The organism is Serpentinicella sp. ANB-PHB4, assembly GCF_031432315.1.
Taxonomy (GTDB): Bacteria; Bacillota; Clostridia; order Peptostreptococcales; family Natronincolaceae; genus Serpentinicella.
In genome coordinates this window covers 1-21,572 of sequence record NZ_JAVKGO010000018.1, presented here as the reverse complement: position 1 = coordinate 21,572, position 21,572 = coordinate 1, and the positions used below count along the sequence as shown (strand labels likewise).

General features: G+C 35.0%; 17 protein-coding genes. 11 read left to right on the top strand and 6 right to left on the bottom strand.

The features are described 5' to 3' along the window. Nucleotides 1-497: 497 nt before the first annotated feature. Both RH915_RS10815 and RH915_RS10810 read left to right on the top strand, forming a co-directional pair. Entirely contained in the window at nt 498-1,730 is a 1,233-nt protein-coding gene (locus RH915_RS10815) for an L-lactate MFS transporter (RefSeq protein ID WP_310479987.1), read from the top strand. A 133-nt stretch (nt 1,731-1,863) separates the two neighbouring features. After that, on the top strand, nt 1,864-2,298 hold the full coding sequence (locus RH915_RS10810) for a universal stress protein (protein ID WP_310479985.1): 435 nt from the start codon (nt 1,864-1,866) through the stop codon (nt 2,296-2,298). 95 nt (nt 2,299-2,393) lie between these two features. Here RH915_RS10810 and RH915_RS10805 read toward each other — a convergent pair whose 3' ends face one another. From RH915_RS10805 to RH915_RS10790, 4 genes are all read right to left on the bottom strand, one after another. Then, on the bottom strand, nt 2,394-2,759 hold the full coding sequence (locus tag RH915_RS10805) for a YbaN family protein (RefSeq protein WP_310479983.1): 366 nt from the start codon (nt 2,757-2,759) through the stop codon (nt 2,394-2,396). 212 nt (nt 2,760-2,971) lie between these two features. Next, complete coding sequence (locus RH915_RS10800; RefSeq protein WP_310479982.1) at nt 2,972-3,889, bottom strand: CPBP family intramembrane glutamic endopeptidase; 918 nt, start codon at nt 3,887-3,889, stop codon at nt 2,972-2,974. 236 nt (nt 3,890-4,125) lie between these two features. Next, nucleotides 4,126-6,774: a TnsA endonuclease N-terminal domain-containing protein gene (locus RH915_RS10795; RefSeq protein WP_310479981.1), complete on the bottom strand. Its 2,649-nt coding sequence runs from the start codon at nt 6,772-6,774 to the stop codon at nt 4,126-4,128. Further along, on the bottom strand, nt 6,767-8,440 hold the full coding sequence (locus RH915_RS10790) for a site-specific DNA-methyltransferase (protein WP_310479980.1): 1,674 nt from the start codon (nt 8,438-8,440) through the stop codon (nt 6,767-6,769). Before RH915_RS10790 ends, RH915_RS10795 begins: the two co-directional genes overlap by 8 nt. A 298-nt stretch (nt 8,441-8,738) precedes the next feature. On the opposite strand from RH915_RS10790, the gene RH915_RS10785 reads away from it, so the two are divergent. Both RH915_RS10785 and RH915_RS10780 read left to right on the top strand, forming a co-directional pair. Continuing rightward, nucleotides 8,739-9,230: an RNA polymerase sigma factor gene (locus RH915_RS10785; protein ID WP_310479978.1), complete on the top strand. Its 492-nt coding sequence runs from the start codon at nt 8,739-8,741 to the stop codon at nt 9,228-9,230. Continuing rightward, nucleotides 9,227-10,450 (top strand): anti sigma factor C-terminal domain-containing protein, encoded by a 1,224-nt coding sequence (locus RH915_RS10780; RefSeq protein ID WP_310479976.1) that lies wholly within the window; start codon nt 9,227-9,229, stop codon nt 10,448-10,450. Before RH915_RS10785 ends, RH915_RS10780 begins: the two co-directional genes overlap by 4 nt. Before the next feature lie 125 nt (nt 10,451-10,575). Here RH915_RS10780 and RH915_RS10775 read toward each other — a convergent pair whose 3' ends face one another. Next, nucleotides 10,576-11,046, bottom strand: a complete 471-nt coding sequence (locus tag RH915_RS10775; RefSeq protein ID WP_310479974.1) for an acyl-CoA thioesterase — start codon at nt 11,044-11,046, stop codon at nt 10,576-10,578. Between the two features lie 411 nt (nt 11,047-11,457). On the opposite strand from RH915_RS10775, the gene truA reads away from it, so the two are divergent. From truA to RH915_RS10750, 5 genes are all read left to right on the top strand, one after another. Then, a complete protein-coding gene (truA, locus tag RH915_RS10770) occupies nt 11,458-12,195 on the top strand; it encodes a tRNA pseudouridine(38-40) synthase TruA (protein WP_310479972.1) in 738 nt (245 codons plus the stop codon). A 404-nt stretch (nt 12,196-12,599) separates the two neighbouring features. Further along, nucleotides 12,600-13,709: a BMP family lipoprotein gene (locus RH915_RS10765; RefSeq protein ID WP_310479971.1), complete on the top strand. Its 1,110-nt coding sequence runs from the start codon at nt 12,600-12,602 to the stop codon at nt 13,707-13,709. A gap of 167 nt (nt 13,710-13,876) precedes the next feature. Next, complete coding sequence (locus RH915_RS10760; RefSeq protein WP_310479969.1) at nt 13,877-15,406, top strand: ABC transporter ATP-binding protein; 1,530 nt, start codon at nt 13,877-13,879, stop codon at nt 15,404-15,406. Next, entirely contained in the window at nt 15,399-16,508 is a 1,110-nt protein-coding gene (locus RH915_RS10755) for an ABC transporter permease (RefSeq protein WP_310479967.1), read from the top strand. The genes RH915_RS10760 and RH915_RS10755 overlap by 8 nt, the downstream gene beginning before the upstream one ends. Then, the gene (locus RH915_RS10750; protein ID WP_310479966.1) at nt 16,508-17,458 is read left to right on the top strand and encodes an ABC transporter permease; all 951 of its coding nucleotides are present in this window, start codon (nt 16,508-16,510) and stop codon (nt 17,456-17,458) included. Before RH915_RS10755 ends, RH915_RS10750 begins: the two co-directional genes overlap by 1 nt. A gap of 65 nt (nt 17,459-17,523) precedes the next feature. Here the strand turns inward: RH915_RS10750 and RH915_RS10745 are convergent, their stop codons facing one another. Beyond that, nucleotides 17,524-18,522, bottom strand: a complete 999-nt coding sequence (locus tag RH915_RS10745) for an NADPH:quinone oxidoreductase family protein (protein ID WP_310479965.1) — start codon at nt 18,520-18,522, stop codon at nt 17,524-17,526. Between the two features lie 157 nt (nt 18,523-18,679). Here RH915_RS10745 and RH915_RS10740 point away from each other — a divergent pair, with 157 nt between their 5' ends. Together RH915_RS10740 and glnA are read left to right on the top strand one after the other, a co-directional pair. After that, complete coding sequence (locus tag RH915_RS10740; protein ID WP_310479964.1) at nt 18,680-19,933, top strand: DNA polymerase Y family protein; 1,254 nt, start codon at nt 18,680-18,682, stop codon at nt 19,931-19,933. 210 nt (nt 19,934-20,143) lie between these two features. After that, entirely contained in the window at nt 20,144-21,478 is a 1,335-nt protein-coding gene (gene glnA, locus RH915_RS10735; RefSeq protein WP_310479963.1) for a type I glutamate--ammonia ligase, read from the top strand. The last annotated feature ends 94 nt before the right edge of the window (nt 21,479-21,572 follow it).

Sequence of the window (21,572 nt, the reverse complement as noted above, 5' to 3'; positions counted from 1 at the left end):
TATATAACAATCTTATATTGTTAATAATATCACAAACTCATATGTATATCAATTCAAAAAGTCCTCAATGCTAGTTTTTAGAATATTCTAACCATTTGTATTTAATTGTTTATGGTTGTTCCCGGTGATATAATTGGGTGTGGGATCTTTGTTAGTTGGGTAGTTGGTTAGTTGGTTAGTTTGTTAGTTGGTTAGTTGGTTAGGGGATAGTAGATAGGAAAAGCAAAATAACAAAGTCAAAACCGAGATCCTTCGCAAGCTCAGGATGACAACATTAAAAACATTAGTTGGGTAGTTTGTTAGTTGGTTAGTGGATAGGGGATAGGAAAATCAAAATAACAAAGTCAAAATCGAGATCCTTCGCTAGGCTCAGGATGACAACATTAGTTGGTTAGTGGTTAGTAGACACGTGGTAGAAAAAAGCAAAATAAAAAATGGAAGTCATTCTGAACGTAGTGAAGAATCTCAGGTTTAAATCAATAGATAGGAGTATGTACATGCATAACTTTTCGGAAAATAAAGGGCTTAAAATTTTGTTAGCAGCAACAGGTATTAATTTTGTTTCCGGTTTATTATATATTTGGAGTGTGATTAGTAAAAATCTGGTTCGAGATTTAAACTGGACGAGTAAAGAGGCTTCTCTACCTTATACGGTTGCGACGCTTTTTATGGTTATTTCAATGATTGTAATTGGTAAACTGCAAGATAATAAAGGTCCAAGATTTACTGCTACTATTGGTAGTTTATTTTTAGGTATTGGTTTTATTTTATCAGGATTAACCATTAATCCTGTTATTATGATTATTACTTTTGGGGTTTTAACTGGATCTGGGATGGGGACTTTAAATTTAGCTACGATCTCTACGCCTGCTAAATGGTTCAGTACCAGTAAAAAAGGAATGATCACTGGCACTGTTGCTGCTGGTGTAGGGTTGTCTTCTATTTTATATTCTCCTTTATCAAATTATTTGATTGATCATATTGGCACTTCAAAAACTTTTATATATATCGGAATATTTGCATTGGTTATTGCTGGTTTACTATCCCAGGTTTTAGAGAATCCGCCATCTGACTTTATTGCAAAAGAAAATCCCCATAAAAGGAGTATGCCTTCTTTTGATGTTCAGTGGAAAGAGATGATTAAAAAAATAGACTTTTATAAACTATGGGCTATGCTTGCTTTTTCTTCTTCTGCTGGTCTGATGATTATTGGCCATGTTGCAAATATTGCTATGGTCCAAGCAGACTGGGAAGGTGGTTTTCTTCTAGTGATTATTTTAGCTACCTTTAATACTTTAGGTCGATTTTTCGGGGGAAGTATTTCCGATAAAATTGGTAGAATTAATTTAATGAGAACAATATTTATTTTACAAGGGGTAAATATGTTTTTATTTGCAAGATTTAGTTCTGTTACCCCTCTTGTAGTAGGTGTAGCTGTGGCAGGCCTATGTTATGGGGCTACTTTTTCCGTTTTCCCTGCTACCCTTTCTGACATGTACGGAACAAAAAACTTCGGAATCAATTACGGATTATTATTCACTGGTTGGGGATTTGGTGGTTTGATTGGTCCAATGACCGGGGCAGCAATTTTTGATGCAACGAATTCTTATGCCTATGCCTATTTTGCAGCTTTTGTTTTATTAGCTATTTCATTAATGATTTCTTACACGATTAAGAAACCAGATTATACAATCATAAAAGAGAAACCTCAATTTCAAGGTGGCCAATAGGCCACCTTTACTTCTTTCCTTATTCTTTAACCCTTTTTTAAAATCTAAGTGTTTCTAATTATATATAACGGGTAAGTAAATAATATGATACATTTTTCAACATATTTTTTTATTTTGGAAAGGAGTGAATCATATGAAAAAGATTTTAATTCCTATTGATGGCTCTAACTACACACGAAAAGCCTTACTTCAGGCGAAGGAGATTGCTAAGGCATTTCAAGCGGATGTTGAGATTATGACGGTTGTTCTTGACATGAGGGGTATGTATTACTATGAAGGTGCATATTTTATAGGGGATGCCCTTGCAGCCGAGGACTATAAGACCTCGGGCGAAAAAGTGATTAAGATAGGCAAAGATGTTTTTTCAGATTACTTTGCTGGAAAGGTTAAAACTACCATACGTCTTGGAGATGCTGCTAAAGAAATTATTGACTACGTTGAGAACAATGATTTTGATCTCATTGTGATGGGAAGTAAGGGCCTAACTGGTATTAGTAAGCTAGTTGTCGGTAGTGTATCTAATAAGGTTTTAAATAATGTTGAGGTTCCAGTGCTTATTGTTAAATAAGAAAATTTATAACTTAATATTAAAGATTAACATACTTATAAATGTTGAAACCGGTGGTTAGCCACCGGTTTCAACATTTAATATGAGCAAACATACTATTCACAACGGGTTTTTCTAGTGTAAATAAATAGGGTGATGCTACTGCCAAAAACTAATAATATCAGCCTCAGTATAATATGATTCACAATAAAAATGCCTGAAATTGCTATGGATATCCAAATAAAAAGTATTGCTCTCATTTTTGCTTTTACGGGCATACCTAACTCTGATACATAATCTTTCACAAATGGACCTAAATATTTATTATAGAGAACAAAATTATACAGCCTTCTACTGCTCTTCATATAACATGTGAGGGATATTAATAAGAATGGTGAAGTAGGCATAACCGGTAATATGATGCCTATGATCCCTAAAAATAAACTAAAGGTACCTAAAAATATTAGTATCGGTCTTTTCATCTGAACCTCCTATTACTGTTATGCATCCATTTAAAGCTACAATGAAACGCTTTTGCTTAGGATGCATAACATTAAATTGTTAGAAGAAACCTTTTTAAATGGATATTCCTTTACTTCATCTTCTATAACCGCCTCTAATCTATATTTCTAATCAAATTACACTTAACGTAAAAAGACATTGGTATCCATCACCAATGCTTTTCTTATATATTTTAGTTTATTGCCTTAGGGTCTTGTACATTTGATCCTTCAAGTACTTCTTCCCCTATGTTTCTTTTGCTGTACCATTTCCATATCCCTACAGTAAATAATACGATAACCATACTTGTAATAATGCTCCCTTCTGCTCCAAAGTCCCCACCAGATAATAAATGGTGCCCTGCAATATCAATTTCTATAAAAGATTTCCCTATATCTAATCCTGAAACCGCAAATCCATAGACATTACCTAAAAATAAATTCCATGTAAAGTGAATACCAATTGGCACCCATAGTCCCCCGGTTACCTCTCTAGCAATGGCAAACAGTACTCCTGCTAAGAATAAATTTAAAAGTGGAATCGGACTTTGTAAAATACTTGGATTCCCTAAATGTAAAAGGGCAAATAGGATTGAGTTTACAATAACAGTAGCCTTCACACCATAATCCCTTTTTATCAATCCATGTAAATAACCTCTACTCAAAAATTCTTCATTTATGGCTACACCCATAAATAATATAATTGGATAGCCCATCGAGGAGATCACATTCATCTCAAAATTAATGGCGGATATACTTACTATTCTAAATATCCATAGGAGTAAAAAGGTGGTAGTCATGAAGGCAATTCCCCATAAACACCCTTCTAGGGCTAGCTTAGGTGCATTTTTTTGCTTCCATCCTAAATAAAGGCCTCTTTTTTTATCAAACAGATAATATACTAACCAAACTGCACCAAGCATAGTAATCGTTGAGAGTATATGTATAATCGTTTCAACATTAGGTTGATCTAGATATTGTTCATAACCTAATTCACTCCCTGTAGCTCTCATGTGCAGTGGCACCATAACGATCGTACTAAGCACAATTAAGAAAATAAACATCAATAAAATCTTCCCTATTATAGCTGGTATGCTTTTTGAATTTTCCATTTTATCCCCCTTTTTTAAATTAGCGCATTAAATACACTTAATTATATGATTCTGTATTTTGCTTTGTTTTCCTTTTTAAATCGTTCTGCTTATTTTGTCATTGTTCGTCAGGGGGATTAGTTGGACAGTTGGACAGGAGATAGTAGATAGGAAAAGCTAAAATGCAAAAGAACAAATGACAAAATCAAACCCGAGATTCTTCTCTTCGTTCGAATCTCGGGTTTGGTTGTAATATTCTAAGTTAGCAGGGCTCCAAAAACACCTTTTTCTATATCTGTACTTTTGATCACTTCGTATTTCATGGCACTAACCGTGGCAAGTTGTGCAGCTGCTTCTGCTTTTGCTTTGACAACTGGATCTTCTATTTGATTATCTCCTTTTACTTCTACAATGTAGTATTGTCCATCGGTTCTTTTGACGTAAAAGTCGGGATAGTAAGATCTTACGCTTCGGGTTTCTGGATCGATGTATTGTATATAAAAATCCGTTTGTCCATGGGTTAGCATACCTGTGAAGTACACTTCCTCGATTAACTCACTACGAAGTAGGTTCCAAAACAGTTTACTTTCTGCCCTTGAATCAAAGCAGTAAGTATCTAGGTGGAAGCTTTTATGGGCATAGGCCTTTGCTGCTCGGTCATCTTTTGAAACAACTAGTTCTGGATTGGCGTGAATAATGTAATGACCTGCTTTAGGATTTTTAACAAGTTCTATTTCTTCCTCTTCTTGATTTTCAAAGTCTTTTAGTTCGTAAATTGATTCTATTATTTTGGGAACAATCCAGTCATATAATAGCTCGTTATATTGATTGACTGCCTCTACAATCTTTTCTACGCCCACTTCTGTATTTTTAAGCATTTCACCAATAACAATTGGTGATTCATTTAGATATCTTGCTATTTCTCCTACTAAGGTAAAGGATGAGTAGGTTGCTTTTTCCTTTACATGAGTTATATCAACTTTTTGTTCTTGATCAATAGAGGCTCGATCAAAGCTAAGTCCTTCATGCTTTGTGTGTATTAATTTATATTTTTTAATATTATCTGAATCTAGGGCTTCAGCAATATTAAAGTCAATCTTTTTAACATCATCTTTTCTTCTCCACTGATAGAGCTTTTTAATTCGGTTGAGCTTTATTTTTCTAACTGGTGGCACTACTTTTATCTCAAAGACTTCTTTATTTGTACTTGTATTTTTTAAGTCAGAAATACCCAGTCTGAAGTTCTCTTGGAGTTCATTTTCAAGAATCTCTCTGTTTTCATTAGATAAATATACAGTGGCTCTATATTGCTCATTGCCTATGGCTCTTAAGCATCGCATCGTTGCTTGGAGTACAAAAACCTTTGATTTTGGTTTTCTAAATAGAGATACACCAAATAATGAACGGCAGTTCCATCCTTCTCTACCTTTGTTAACAAGAATAACAAATTGCTTATTTGAGTGGGGACTATCTAGTCTATTAAACTCTCTAATATCGTCATTGCTGGTTAGCTTAGGGTCTCCTACGTTTACTAGTATTTTATCTAAGGATATACCCAGCTCTCCAAGAATTTCTGAAACAATGGGCTGTAGCTCGTTTTTAACTTCTTCTATGGTTGTGCCAAAGATAGCAAGCTTAGGTAGCATCCCTTCGTATCTATCCCCATCTTTTCCGTACTTTTGCCAAAAGTCTTGTATAACAATTTTTAAAAATTCCTTGGACTTGGTGTTACTAAAATCATTTATTTCTATATCCTTTAGATATTGATTGTCTATTGCTTCTTTTAAACCATAGGCATAAACAACTTCGGGTAATACTTTGTTGCCAACATAAGGCGTTCCGGTATAGTTGTAGCAAGCCACAACTTGTGTCCCTTCTTTTTTTAAACTGGCTGCTAATTCATTGATTGTAAGACGTAAGCTATTTTTAGCCTTTTTCATTCCTAAGTCTTTAGACAACTGATCCCCAAAGGAATGATGGGCTTCGTCTACATATATACCTAGCTGCTGTAGCCTTGTTAGTTTTGTAAACCTTTGATTCGATTGAAGGTCTGCTTCATCTACTATTTCCTCATCCTTTGGTTCATCTGCCGCACTCAGTTTTGCATGCCCGGTTGTTTCTGGCATAAACAGCTTCTCAGCTGGGTTTTTGTCTTTGTGCTTTTGTTTTAAAATTATCTTTTGTGTATTTGAAATGATAATATTAAATTTAGAACCATCAAGGGTAGACAGAGCAATACCTGTATCATCTAAAAAATGAATTTTCAAATGGGTTTCTAACCAGCTAACATATTCCGGTGGTACGACTAGATTTTTATCAAAAGTTGTAATTTCTCTTAAAGACTCTAGTACTGTTTTGTCCGGTGCAAATACTAGGGCATTGTGACAATACTTAGCATCCTTAGGGAATTTATTTGCAAGGATAAACTCGTAAAAAATACAAGTGGCCATTAAGATGGTTTTACCCGTACCCATGGTTAAAGCAAAAATATAGTTGGCGTATTCCTGTGCGTTTTTTTTCATCTCATTAAATAACTTTTCATATGCTTCGCTATCTAAATAACCAATTTTTCCCTCTTCTGTAATTTTCACCTGCTTACCAGACAGGTTCGTATCTAGTCGATCTTTAAATTTATTCTGTTCTTTGTACCAATCTTCAAAAACTTTGTGCACTGGTTCATTATCTAGAAATTCCTTTAAAAAAATGTACATTTCTAGTGCTTCAAATTGGGGCACTCTTAAATATGCATTTTGCTCATTTTGACCTGGGTCATTATAATCCAAGAATTTTTTTGTTAGATTCCTATAGTTGTTTTTTATACTGCCCTTCTTTTCTTGATAAAATTGGTGCAGAAACTGATAAAAGGCAAAGTCTAGCTCCAAATCAGCGCTTTTCTTTTTAGCCATTTTTCACCGTCACCTCCAAGGTTTCGGAGAGTAGATCCGTAATTTTAACCCGTATGGTTCCTGCCTCTTGTGGTACATCGTAAGTCCCTTTAACAAGTTCTTCCTTTTGAGCAATATCAACAATGGTTGGTTCTAGTACTGCACCATCATAATTCCAATCAATCATAACCGATTCTACAAGTTCTCGCCAATCTCCAACGCTTTCCTTCGATTTTAACTTTTGTAGTAGGTTCATAGGATAAAATTGGTCGATCACTATTTGATTATCTTTAATTTCTACTTTTGCTTCTGATTCTCGCTTAAATTGGATATCTTTTTTATCTCTTAATATGTCTACAACCGCTATATCTAGTTGATAGTCTACTTGTTCTTGTAAGTGGGCAGCTAGTCCCGGTTCATGTCCCATACAAATCAATAGTAGTTTTTCTACGGGTTTGTTTGGTGCTTGTTCTTTTCTTCTGTCAAATTCTTTATAATCAAAATGGGTGATGAGTTCGTTTAGATCTGCCCTTGTTGCAATTCTATTTACAGGAAAAATCTTAACCATTCTGCCATCTTTTTCTCCATCATAAACATGGCTACGGGTTATGGCATTGACCTCTAAAGCTTCCATTAGTAATTCCTTTGCTTGTACAGGATTTCTAAATACGTCGTAGTGATTTACGTTATACACTTCAAAACCTGGAACTTGGTTTTCTTCTTCTTTTGCTAATGCTTTAATGTCGTTAACGAGTCTTTTTGTTGTCGTCTGTATAGACCCAAGATTAATATCTGCACCAATAAATTTTCGGTCCATTTTCATTGCAACGGTCTGGGTGGTTCCAGAGCCCATAAAACAATCAAAGACAATATCTCCTTTGTTTGTAGAAACTTCTATCATTCTCTTTAATAGCGCCTCCGGCTTTTGTGTAGGATACCCCATACGCTCTGCAGATGTTCTTCCTACCATATCTAAATCCCAAACATCCCGCATATTGGTCAATGTGTACCAACCGATCTCATCCTCATACTCTTTTACGCCTTCAAATCTGTAGGGTTTAAATCCTCTATTATAGGATTTTTCCTTTAAAACGTTAAAGGTGTAACCATTTGTTTTACCGTACATTAGAATGTTATCGTGCTTTCTTCCAAAGTATCGATCACTCACGCCACCGGATTTATAACTCCAGATAATTTCGTTTATAAAACGCTCTGCACCAAAAATCTCATCCATCATGCTTCTTAAATAGTGTACTTTGTGCCAGTCACAGTGTAGGTATATGGTTCCTTCCTCATGTAGTAGTTCTTTTAGTAAAATTAACCTCTCGTACATAAACTGAAGGTATTCATCACTTTTCCATATATCAGTATATTGTTTTTCTTCAAAGGAGTTGTGATCATTTGATACACTTGCACCTTTTAGCTTTATCTTCTTTTTATATTCTGCTTTTGAGTCAAAGGGTGGATCAATATAAATCATCTTAATTTTTCCTCTGTGCTCTTTTAAAAGATGGCTCATCACCTGAAGGTTGTCTCCCCAAAATACTTTATTTAACCAATTATCCTTTGGCTCGCCATGGACTTCTGTTAGTTGAGCTGGGTAATACTGGGTTGCTTCAAAGGGTCTTTTTCCCTTCCAATGTAGCATAGGAAAACCTGCTATCGGTTCAAATTTATATGTATCCATTTTGTCACGCTCCTATTTAAACGATTTTTATTTTAAAGTCTAATCAATATTTTAAAGATCATATACAAACTAACCTGAATTTTATTGCTTTCATTAAGTATAATTGTTATGAAATCAATCTTCAATAGATGTTTTCTTAGTAAAGTGTACTGATTTACTTATATTCAACGTTCTATACCGTGTTATACTATAATAGTTAATATATGTAAAAATAGATATAGTAATTTAAAAAATATTTTATGAAATAGTGAAACCTTACTGTCTTATTTTCGTTTATAAAGTGAAGGGAGATATTTCTGTGAAAAATGACGCGCTTGAAGCCATCTATAAAAAATATTATACAGAGCTGTATCTTTATGCCCTTTCACTTTGCCAATCTCATCATCAAGCTCAGGATTTGGTCAGTGATACTTTTTACAAGGCGATGCTTTCCCTTGATGACAGTAAAGATTATATTAAATTTTGGCTCTTTAGGGTTTGTAAAAATCTTTTCCTTGACCATACTCGAAGGGATAAAAATTTACAAGACATTGATGACTACAAAGAGATTTTGTCAAAGGGTGATACGCCTCTCGAACAAGTTATTAATGATGAAAAGAGACTGGAAATCTATTTTGAGATTTTAAAACTACAGCCTTCTTACAAAGAAGTCATTATTCTTTTTTACTACTGTCATTTTTCAGTAAATGAAATTTCGAAAACAACTGGACTATCTGAGAGTGGGATAAAAAGCATACTTTTCAGAGCTCGTCGCAAACTAAAAACCGCTTTAAAGGAGGATTGTAAATGAATTTCAAAGCATTATTAGATAAATATAAAAAAGGAATCGCAACAGAGGATGAACAAAATCTTATCGAACAAGAAATTGATAAATTTGAAGCAATGGAAGAATATTTATCGGAAGGTCTTGAAATGGACTTTAGAAATGATGAATCATTAGAAGATACTCATTTGTCTGAAACCGCTAATCTTAAAAAAAGTGTTAACCGTAGGTTAAGAAAAGTGGTAATTACTTCTGTTGTTAGTGTTATGGTTATTTTATTTAGTATTTTTTATATTGTCTCTCCTATTATAGACAGTATGTACTACAATCCATCTAGAAAATCTGTAGGTGAGTATCAAAGTGATTTGTTTTTTGACCTAAGAGTATTAACTGAGTTAACACTTCCAGGTTATGACCTTTCAGGACCAGTAATTTCTGAAAGTCTTGGTTTTGGAAGACATAGCATACACTTTAGTCGTAAAGATCTTTTAACAAAGGACACACAAAACATTTCTGCACAAATAAAAAGAAATAACCGTATCGGTAGTTACGAATACTTTTTTGGAGATCAGTATTTAAATTCTGCTTTTGACTCTATTAAAAGACCAAAATTTTATGACAGCATTAGTCAATCAATGGAAGAAGACCCTTTTAAGGTGCAAATGGAAAAAGTTATGAATCATGTTGAGCAATTAAATCCCGTATCCTATGTTTCAGCCTATGTTACTTTTAATAACGATTTATCTATGGATGAATTCTGGGAACTCTCACGTTCATATGAAAATATTGATTTTAAATGGGTTGGTATTCGTAACTTCCCTGATAGCGAGGAATATTCCAGGCATATAACTGGGTTTAAACCTAGCTTTGATGGGATACAAAGTCCAGACATTGCAGATCCTGAAAGATATCCGCTCCTTCAGCTAGTTGACGCTATGACTAAAGATAACCCTTCACTTGTGCGTGACGGTTTAGGCAAAGCTTATGAAATACATTATAAATCACTTCTAAGATTCGTAAACGACAGACCTGATGCGATAATTGCTTTAACACAAGGATCCTTCAATAAAGCGTACTATCAAGATGCACTTGAGTATGTAGAAGAAAATGGGGTTAATGCTTTTGGCGTATTAATCCACGCAGAAGCCCAGGATTTAATAGATTTTGTTAATACTGAAGATATTAAAACACTAGAACTTGAAAGGGTTTTAGCTTCAAAACCATATGTTAATTACTTTGGATTCTAATATAAAATAAAAAGCTAGTTAAGTTTTCTCAACCTTAACTAGCTCTTTATTTTGAGAAAATCCGATAATTTTATTTACCGAATATATTTAAGCCCCATTGCTTTAATCATGTAATTGCCATTTCCTCATTTATTTATTTGTTTTTTATTTTTAATTTCTTTATATTTCTGTTCTCCGATTTGGTAAAGTGCTTTTTCCTCTTTTGTTTTAACAACAAGCTCTGGTGCTTTAGCTGGTTTATTATCTTTAAGATGAACAAAGGTCACATAAGCTGAAAACACAAGCTCTGGGTTATCATAGTCCTTTATGTCATGTACATACATGCTATTCTTTACTAATATGGAGGATGTACCTACGTAGATCACTTGACCAACTGCAGTTAATATACTCGGAATATGTACTGGCTTATGAAATACAATATCATCTACTCTTGCAGTTACGACTGCTCCTTTAGCGTGTTTATATGCTGCTAGACCGGCTACATTATCCATAAGTCTCATTAATTCCCCGCCATGAACGTTACCCATGGAATTGGTGTGTATTGGTTCCATTACTGTGCTTGTTTCAAATTTTGTAAAAGAAATATTATCGGTCATTTAAACAAATCCTTTCTTGGTTCTTATTCATTCATTATTTCTATTATACTTAATTTTATTAAAACAGTCCAAACATAACAAATAAAAAAGTCAAATTCGAGATCCTTCGCTGGCTCAGGATGACAGTAATCAGTTGGATAGTTAGATAGGAGATAGGGGATAGGAAAAGCACTAATAGCAAGTCAAATTCCAGATCCTTCGCTGGCTCAGGAGAACAACAGTCAATTGGGCAGTTGGATAGGAGACAGGTGTTAGGAAAAGCAAAGAAAAAATGTACTGACAAAATCAAACCCGAGATCCTTCGCAAGGCTCAGGATGACAACATTAGTTCGCACCCATTTCACAACTAGCTATGTATATATTTGTTATAAAATGTTATGATAATTAAATATAGGAAAGGGATGTGATTTATTGAGAAATATTAGATTAATAATTGAGTATGATGGAAGCAGATATAAAGGATGGCAGAGGTTAAAAAATACGGACCAAACCATTCAAAGAAAAATTGAGTCTGTGCTTAGTGAAATGGTTTCCGCACCGATTGAAATTATTGGCTCTGGTCGAACGGATGCTGGGGCACATGCCAATGGACAGGTTGCAAATTTCCATACAAAATCAGATATGTCTTTACAAAAAATGCATGAGTACATTAACCATTACTTGCCCCAGGATATTGTAGTAAAGGAAATTAAAGAAGCGTCTGAAAGATTCCACAGTCGCTATAATGTCAAAGGAAAAAAGTATGTTTACCATGTATGGAACGATTGGGTTCCTTCCGCTTTTCACCGTAAGTATTCTTATCATATTCCAAACAAACTTGATATTGAACGCATGAAAGACGCAGTAAAAAAACTAGAAGGCACCCATGACTTTATTGGCTTTTCTTCTGTTAAAAAGTCCAATAAATCTACGGTTAGAACCATTGAAAAAATTGATATTGTTAAAGAAGGTCCTCTAGTCAAATTTGTTTTTGTTGGTGATGGTTTTTTACATAATATGATTCGTATTATTATGGGCAGTTTGATTGAAATTGGGCTTAAGGAAAAAGGAATTTCCCATATCGATGAGATCTTTAAAAGCAAAACCCGTGCTGATGCCGGTAAGACGATGCCAGCTCAAGGATTGTTTTTAGAAGAAGTTTATTATTAATTAGTTTTTAAAAAATAATTATAAGAAATAGAACCTTTTAACAGACTTATAGCTGTTAATAAAAGGTTCTTTTTTATTGATATGAAATTAATGCACACCTACTATTTAAATTTAAATAACATAAAAATAATTCCCTTATGTTAAAAATTAGGAAGATATTTCTTTAAACCCCTTTTAAAAAAATGTAGAAAGATGTCGGTTAAAATGGTAAAATTATTGAAGGACATGCGGGGTAATACATAATGTACTTATAACCTTCGCTGTTACTAACTTTTAACATGGTTATCCACCTAGCTTTTTAAATATTTTTTGGGACGGAAATATTTACTTTTAAGTTAGTTTTTGTTGGGTATATTTTACCATGTATAATGCTATAACTTTATAATTAAAAGGAGGAGAAATTAATGCGTAAAAGAAGTATTTCTTTCGTACTTGTTGCAATGCTTATTGGATTGATGCTTGCTGGTTGTACACAAACTGCTAGCAATGATGCTGATTTAACTAGGGTAGGTATGGTTACTGACTCAGGTACAATTGATGACAAATCATTTAACCAAGGTACTTGGGAAGGTGTCAAAGCTTATGAGTCAGACAAAGGTACAATTACAACTACTTATCAACAACCAGATAACGAAGCTGAAACAGATTATCTAAATGCAATTGCTGATTTAGTTGATACAAACTACGAGATTATCGTAACACCAGGATTTAAATTTGAAACTGCCATTTATCAGGCACAACAGCAATATCCTGATACTACTTTTATTTTAATTGACGGTACGCCAAACGATGGTAATTGGGAATCTGAAGATGGTCCTGACTTTTTAGTAGGCCCTAACACAGTTTCTGTGTATTTCCATGAAGAAGAAGCTGGATTCTTAGTAGGAATTGCAGCAGCACTTTCATCTGAAACTGGAAAAGTTGGATTTATCGGAGGAATGGAAATCCCACCGGTACAAAAATTTGGATGGGGTTACCAAGCTGGTGTTCAATACGCAAATGATCATTTCGGAACAAACACTGAAATTACAGAATATGTTTACGAAGGTTCTTTTGTAAATATTTCTGGTGGTCAACAAATTGCATCAGGTATGTATGATTCAGGTATCGACATCATATTCCATGCTGCTGGTGGTGTTGGTGTTGGTATATTCTCAGAAGCAATTGAAAGAGCTACAGGTGGAGAAGACGTATTTGTAATCGGTGTTGACATTGATCAATACGAAGAAGGATTATTATCAGAAGATAGTGACCGTTCTGTTACATTGACTTCAGCTATGAAAGCACTTGATGTTGCAGCATATGACTACATTGATGCTAAACTAAATGGGACATTCCCAGGTGGAGAAGAAATTCGTTTATCTCTTGCTGACAATGGTGTTGGTATTCCAGATGAGAATCCAAACTTAAGTGAAGATACACTTGCTAGAATCGAAGAAGCTAAACAAGCCATTTTAAATGGTGAAGTTGTTGTTCCAGCAACACAAGAAGATTTAGATGCATTTTTAAAATAAGTTTTAAAACTAAAGGATTACCACATTCGTGTTGGTAGTCCTTTATCTAAAATAAGCACGGATACGAAAGACGCATTATAACTTAACTGTAAAAGTAAACCTTGTAAAATGACATTATTTAATGTTTTATAATATATTAATAATTTAGATAAGGTTAGGGTGAAGCCATGGAATATGTAATCGAAATGCTTAATATCCGAAAAGAATTTCCTGGAATTGTTGCAAACGATAACGTAACTTTGCAGGTTAAAAAAGGAGAAATTCATGCACTGCTTGGTGAAAATGGTGCTGGAAAATCAACATTAATGTCTGTACTATTTGGTATGTATCAACCTGAAGCGGGTGTTATTAAAGTAGATGGTGAAGAAGTAAAAATGACGAATCCTAATGTAGCAAATGCTTTAGGTATTGGTATGGTACACCAACATTTTAAGTTAGTTGATGTATTTACAGTAACAGAGAACATTATACTTGGAATGGAGCCTACAAAAGGTATTTATCTTGATACAAAACAAGCCGCTAAACGTATTAAAGCACTTTCAGATCAATATGGTCTAAGTGTTGATCCAGATGCGTTAATTAAAGATATTTCCGTTGGTATGCAACAACGGGTAGAAATATTAAAAATGCTCTATAGAAATGCGGATATCCTTATTTTTGATGAACCTACAGCGGTATTGACCCCTCAAGAAATTGATGAGCTTATGAATATAATGCAGCGTTTAAAAGCCGAAGGTAAGTCAATTGTTTTAATTACCCATAAACTAAAAGAGATTAAAGCTGTAGCTGACCGTTGTACCGTACTTCGTAAAGGAAAGTACATTGATACTGTTGATGTCGGAAAAACACCTGAGGAAGAAATGGCCCGATTAATGGTTGGTCGTGAAGTTAATTTTAAGGTTTATAAAGATGAATCAAAGGCCCAAGATGTTGTACTAAAAATATCTAACCTTAATGTACTTGATAACCGTAAGCTATCTGCTGTTAAAAACTTAAATCTTGAAGTTAAAGCAGGAGAAATCTTTAGTATTGCTGGCATTGACGGCAATGGTCAAAAAGAATTAGTTGAAGCGATAACAGGGCTTCGTCCTGTTACCTCTGGTAAAATTGAAATAAACGGTCATGATATTACACAACTTAGCGTAAGAAAAAAAACAGAATCTGGTATTGGCCATATTCCTGAAGATCGTCATAAACATGGTTTAGTTTTAGATTATACTTTAGGGGAAAATATGATCCTTCAATCCTATTATCAATCTCCGTTTTCTAACAAAGGATTGTTAAATAAAGAAGCAATGAATGCATATACAGAACGCTTAATTCAAGAGTTTGATGTGCGCTCTGGGCAAGGTGCCATTACATCTGTGCGAAGCATGTCAGGGGGTAACCAACAAAAATCAATTATCGCTAGAGAGGTTGATCGTTCTCCGTCCTTACTTATTGCTTCTCAGCCAACCCGTGGACTTGATGTTGGTGCAATTGAATATATTCATAAACGCTTAATCGAAGAAAGAGACAAAGGAAAAGCCGTTCTGCTTGTTTCTTTTGAGCTTGACGAGATTTTAAACGTATCTGATCGAGTAGGTGTTATTTACGAAGGTTCTATTATTGATGTTGATAGGACAAGCAATACAGACGAAAATAAATTAGGACTTTTAATGGCGGGTTCTGTGAAGGGAGAGGTGCGTCATGGCTAAATTGAAAAGCCCTATTGCTAAAAATAGTAGACAAGACAAATTAATCCCTTTTTTATCTGTAATTCTTGGTTTTGCAGTAGGAGCTTTGATTATGCTAGTTTCCGGATTTAACTCTTTTGCAGCATACACTCGACTACTTGAAGGTGCCGGGTTATTTGGTAATGTAAGACGTCTTGGTGGTACCTTATTGAATATGACTCCCCTTATCCTTACAGGACTATCTGTTGCTTTTGGTATGCGTACAGGGTTATTTAACATTGGTGCATCTGGACAAATGCTTATGGGTGGTTTTGGTGCTGTAGCCGTTGGTATATTGTTTGAGCTACCAAAAGTTATTCATTTACCTCTAGCTGTGGTTACTGCTTTAATTTTAGGCGCACTTTGGGGCATGGTTCCAGGAATTTTAAAATCTAAGTTTAATGTTCATGAGGTTGTTGTCACAATTATGATGAACTGGATAGCTGTATGGACCGTTTATTATTTCGTACCTCTATATATTAGAGGCGCTTTTGATACAGAATCTGCTACTATTAGATCTACAGCAAGCTTGAGAACCGAATGGCTATCTGATTTATTTAATGGTTCACCGGTTAATCTTGGGTTATTTATTGCAATTGCTGCAGCTATAGCAGTTTGGTGGATTTTAGAAAAAACGACTTTTGGTTATGAATTAAAAGCGGTTGGTTTAAATAAAGATGCTGCAAAATATGCAGGAATTCATGTAGACCGAAATATTATTTTCTCAATGATGATTTCAGGCGCATTAGCAGGCCTAGCTGGTGCTACCTTCTATTTAGGTTTTACCAATAATATAAAAATCGGTGAATTGCCAATGCTTGGATTTGATGGTATTGCAGTTGCACTTTTAGGCATGAATACTCCTTTAGGCGTTGTATTATCCGCATTTTTATTTGGTTTTATGAATGCTGGTAAAGGATTTATGCAAGCAGCTACTGGAGTTCCAAATGAGTTAGTCCAAGTTATTATGGCAGTAATTATTTTCTTTTCCGCTGCTACTATGTTGATTCGTCGATGGATGAATCACTTATCAAAAAGAAAAGAAAAGACACAGAAGAATTTAGAAAAAGGAGGTGCGCAATAATGTGGGATATGATGACAAGCGTTATTCCCTTAGCACTTACCTACACAGCGCCTCTGCTAATTATTGCTTTAGGTGGTCTGTATAGCGAAAGAAGTGGCGTAGTTAACATTGGTCTAGAAGGTTTAATGGGTATTGGCGCCTTTGCTGCTGCTATATTTACTGTATCTTCTCAAGGGGCATTCGGTGGCGCAACAATATGGCTTGCTTTAGTGGTTGCTGCGCTTGCGGGAATGCTACTATCCTTTTTCCATGCCCTTGCTAGTGTTTCATTGAAGGCGGATCAAGTAATTAGTGGTACAGCAATTAATATGTTTTCTGCGGCAATTACCATATATATGGCCCGTTGGTTAACCGGCAGTGCAAATATACAAATTCGTAGATCCTTTATTAGGACAAACATTCCGGTTTTAAGTGACATTCCTATCATTGGACCACTATTATTTACTCGGGTTTACTTAACTACTTATGTTGTATTTTTGTTTATTTTAATTAGTTGGTTTTTACTATATAAAACAAAGTTTGGTCTTAGATTAAGGGCCTGTGGAGAAAATCCTCATTCTGCTGACTCTATGGGTGTTAATGTCACTATGATGCGTTATATCGGTGTGCTTATTTCTGGTTTCCTTGCGGGTTTAGGTGGCGGTATTGTTATTATGACCTATTCTAAGGAATTTTCACAGCTAACCTATAACGGGTTAGGCTTCTTGGCATTAGCTGCATTAATCTTTGGAAAATGGAAGCCTATAGGTATATTAGGATCCTCTCTGTTCTTTGGTATTGCTATGACGATTTCAAACATATCTGTCATCGTACCGTCTCTTAGAGATGTTCCTAACATATTCTTAAATACATTCCCATATGTAGCAACCCTTATTGCCTTAGTGCTATTTTCTAATAGTTCTGTAGGACCTAAAGCTGCCGGAGAACCTTATGATGTTGGTAAACGTTAATAATTAATAAAAATCTAGAATGGGAGGGATAAATCCCTCCCATTCTAGATTTTTTATTTAATTTATTATTCTTGAATTTTTACTATAGTTCTTCCTCTTGTTTTCCCTTTTAATATTTTAGCTAAAACATCTGGCAATTCATCTAAGGTTACTTCTTGACCAATATCTTTTAATAATAAATCTGGCTTTAAATCTGTAGCCATACGTTCCCAAAGGGGTTTTCTTATCTCCATTGGACATTCAACAGAATCTACTCCCAGCAAACTAACGCCTCTAAGAATAAAAGGCATCACTGTTGTAGGTACTTTGGGGCCTCCTGTTAAACCACTTACGGCAACTGCACCACCATATTGGGTTGCTGTTAGTATATAGGATAAGGTTTCTCCTCCTACTGGATCTACTGCACCTGCCCATTTTTGTTTATTTAGAGGACGAATCTTTTCTGGTCTTAATGCTTCTCTTGAAATAATTTCTGCTGCGCCTAACTCTTTTAAATAACTATGTTCTGACGCTTTTCCTGTGCTTGCAATTACATGATAGGCTTTTTTCGCAAGAATAGATACCGCAATACTTCCTACTCCTCCGGTAGCCCCTGAAACTAAAATTGGCCCCATATCAGGATTTAATCCTTGTTTTTCTAACCGATATACAGATAAAGCAGCTGTAAAACCTGCTGTTCCATAGGCCATTGCTTCTTTTAAAGTTAATCCTTCAGGTAGAGGAACCACCCATTTAGCTGGAACTCTTGCATATTCGCTATAACCACCATAATGAGATACACCTAAACCGTAGCTAGTAACAATGACCTCGTCTCCTTCTTTGAATTGATCGTCTTTAGAATCAACCACAACACCCGATAAATCAATACCAGGGACAAAGGGATAAGAACTTACAATATTCCCATTTGGGATACTAGCTAAACCATCTTTGTAGTTGACACTAGAATAAGCAACCTTTATCGTTACTTCTCCCTCTGGCAAATCATCTAATGTTAGATTTTTAATCTCGACGGAAACATCCTCATCTTTCTTATCAACCACTAAAGCACGAAATGCTTCTGACATAATCACGACTCCTCTCTGTTATTTAAATTAATGTCATTATTTTATTCTCCTATTTTATTGTTTACCCTTTTTTACTATGTCTTATCACAAAATTTCTTGTAATTATATATTTACTTCGAACATATGTTCTTTTATAATTATGTTGGGAGGCGTAACTATGAAAAAACCAATTATTATGCATATTGATGTTAATTCAGCTTATTTATCTTGGGAAGCTGCTTATCGTATACAACAAGGAGATTCTCTTGATTTAAGAGAGATTCCCTCAGTTATTGGCGGCAATGAAAAAAGTCGCCACGGGATCGTTTTAGCTAAGTCTATGCCGGCTAAAAAATATCGTATTAGTACTGGAGAGACTTTGTTTTCCGCTCGTCAAAAATGTCCAAATTTAGTTGTGGTTCCCCCTCGGTACCAGTTATACATGGCCTGTAGTAAAGCAATGGTAGAACTGCTTTATAACTATTCACCGATAATACAGCGCTACTCTATTGATGAAGTTTTTATGGATTGTACCAGCGTTATGACTCACTATGAAAATCCTTTACAGCTAGCTTCTATTCTTAAAGAGAAAATCAAATCAGCGCTTGGATTTACGGTGAATATAGGGATCGGTCATAATAAACTTCTTGCAAAAATGGCCTCCGAATTTGAAAAGCCAGATAAAATACATACCCTCTACCCTGAAGAGATCCCATTAAAAATGTGGCCTTTATCTGTAAGGGAGCTTTTTATGGTTGGACCGGCTACTGCTCGTAAACTTGAATCAAGGGGAATTACGACAATTGAAGAACTAGCTAAAGCGGATCCAAAATATCTACAAAGCTGGTTGAAAAGTCAGGGGTTACTCATATGGCAATATGCTAATGGCATTGAAAACTCCCCTGTTAAGATTGAAGCGACACCAGCAAAGGGGATTGGTAACTCTACGACTACAGCCTTTGATGTTACTAGTAGACGAACTGCTCATATGGTTTTACTCTCTTTAGTTGAAACAGTGTCTTTTCGTTTAAGAGAGTCAAAAAAATGTGCCCAGGTTATCTCCGTTTCTATTAAAAATAATGAGTTTAAACGCTATTCTCACCAAATGAAGATGACCTGTCCTACTGACGCCACAAATATCTTATACGAATGTGCCAAAGAATTATTTAATGAAATGTGGCAAGGAGAAGCTATTCGCCACCTAGGTGTTCAAATTTCTCACTTGTGTGCTAATGATTTCTTTCAAATGTCTCTTTTTGAACCGCAACAATTAGAAAAACAGAAGAAACTAGATCATGCAATTGATACGATTCGATTAAAGTACGGTCGTCAATCCGTTGTTCGTTCATGCTTTTTGAATTCAGATATTAGTCCTTTGATGGGTGGTGTAATAGATGAGGAGGACTATCCTATGATGTCTAGCTTTTTATAATCGACTAAAGAATTGCTATAAATAGTATCATTTGGCGCTATATAATTACTATTTTAATCATAAGGGAGTTAATTTAACCTAATCCCCCCTTAATCCTTTTTAAGAGGAATTATCTTTTCTCATGGAAATTGCTGTAATAGATAGCCTATGATATGATTTATTGTGTTAGGATAAAGAATTATCCAAAAAATATACAGGAGTTGATTTTTAGTGAGTGATTTAGGTAGTGATGATGTCAGGCGGTTAGTAAGAGATGAGAATGTAAGGTTTATCAACCTACAGTTTACGGATATTTTCGGTAAACTTAAAAATGTGGCTATTACAGCAAATCAGCTAGAAGCAGCATTAAACAATGAAATTATGTTTGATGGTTCATCTATTAAAGGGTTTGTTAGAGTAGAAGAATCAGATATGTATCTGAGACCAGATCCTTCTACATTTCAAATTTTCCCTTGGAGAACTGGGGTTCATGGGCAAGCAGCACGTATGATCTGTGATGTTTATACCACTGAAGACGAGCCGTTTTTAGGGTGTCCTCGAAATGTTCTTAAAAGAGCGATAGATGAATTAAAAAAATATGGCTATGATTTTCACGTTGGCCCAGAGGTTGAGTTTTTCTTATTTGAAACCGATGACAAAGGTGAACCTACCATGGAAATTCATGATACAGCTGGATATTTTGATTTAGCACCTACAGACTGTGGGGAAGATGCAAGAAGAGATATGTGTCTTGTCTTAGAAGAGCTTGGCTTTGAGATCGAAGCATCTCATCATGAGGCTGCTCCAGGACAACATGAAATTGATTTTAAGTATGGACCGGCATTACCAACAGCAGATAGTATTTCTACCTTTAAGTTAGTGGTAAAAACCGTTGCTAAAAACCACGGTTTACATGCGACTTTTATGCCAAAACCTTTTAAAGATGCCCATGGTAACTGTATGCATTTAAATATGTCTTTATTTAAAGACGGTAAAAATGCCTTTTACTGTGAAGATGACGAGGAAGGTTTAACCAAAGAGGCTTACTACTTTATTGGTGGTTTAATGAAATACGCTAGAGAGTTTGCTGCTGTAACCAATGCTTCCGTTAATTCATATAAAAGATTTGTTCCAGGCTACGAAGCACCAACAGATGTAGTTTGGGGACTTGGAAATAGAACCCCACTTATTCGTATCCCAAACAAGAGGGGTACTGCAACTCGAGTAGAACTTAGAAACCCGGACCCAACTGCAAACCATTATTTAGCTTTAGCAGCAGTGTTATGGGCTGGTATTGATGGTATCAAAAATCAAATTGAGCCACCACCATATTATGATGGTTGTACTTATGATATGGATGCAACGGAACGTGATGAGCATAATATTGAAACATTCCCAAGCTCTTTAGGTGAAGCTTTAGAAGAACTAGAAAAAAGTGAGTTTATGAAGGAAGCTTTAGGAGAGCATGTCTATCACCTTTATTTGAATGCAAAAAAGAAAGAATGGGCAGCTTTTAATAAAGAAATTCACGATTGGGAAATCAAAAATTATTTAAAATATTACTAGTAACTAAAAAAGAGGAAGGTAGTGTAAAGTAATCTGTGCTTTAGTGAAAAAATATACTCTTTTCTGGCAAGAATTAGAAATAATAAAAAGCCAG